The sequence below is a fragment of the Methylobacterium sp. BTF04 genome (assembly GCF_010692745.1).
In the GTDB taxonomy this organism is placed as follows: Bacteria; Pseudomonadota; Alphaproteobacteria; order Rhizobiales; family Beijerinckiaceae; genus Methylobacterium.
On record NZ_JAAHTB010000250.1, the window covers coordinates 1 to 562 of the forward strand.

Here is a 562-nt window from a genome sequence, read left to right on the forward strand (position 1 = left end):
TCGACGCTTGATCATCTTCGACCGATTCACCTGACCCTCGTCAGGGCTCGTCGACTGTAATTGCTCAGGTCTCTGGGTTGGGTACGCGGGTCGGGATGGGTTGAGGCCGTTGCGTTTTTGGGTCGACGGCGGCTGTCGGATGTGACTCAACGATGGTGTGAAGACGCCCACCGCCCCGTCCGATACGGATGCCGTGATCGCCGCCCTCTTGGAGCGGATCGAGGTCCTGGTCGCGCAAAATGCTGCTCTGATGGCCGAGAACGGGCGTCTTGCAGCCCGGGTGGCAGAACTGGAGGCGAGGCTCGGCCTGCCGCCCAAGACGCCGGACAATTCGAGCCTGCCGCCGTCGAAAGGGCAGAAGGCGTCGCTGACGTCGGTGTCCAGGCGCAAGGCCAAGCCGCATCCCGGCGCCCATCGGCTGCTTCATCCGAACCCGAGCCGTCATCACGCTGTACGGGCGCTGTCCTGCCAGGCTTGCGGAGCCGACGTGTCGGGGGCGGAGCAGAGCGAGCTATGCGGGATTTTGGGTGACGGCGGCGGTCAGGCGGCGCGGTGATCTGGG

At 65.8% G+C, this 562-nt stretch carries 1 protein-coding gene; it reads left to right on the plus strand.

All coding sequences use genetic code 11. From position 1 onward, the window contains the following. The first annotated feature begins 157 nt into the window (after window positions 1–157). Window positions 158–556: a hypothetical protein gene (locus tag G3T14_RS24580; RefSeq protein ID WP_163645061.1), complete on the plus strand. Its 399-nt coding sequence runs from the start codon at window positions 158–160 to the stop codon at window positions 554–556. Window positions 557–562 lie beyond the last annotated feature (6 nt).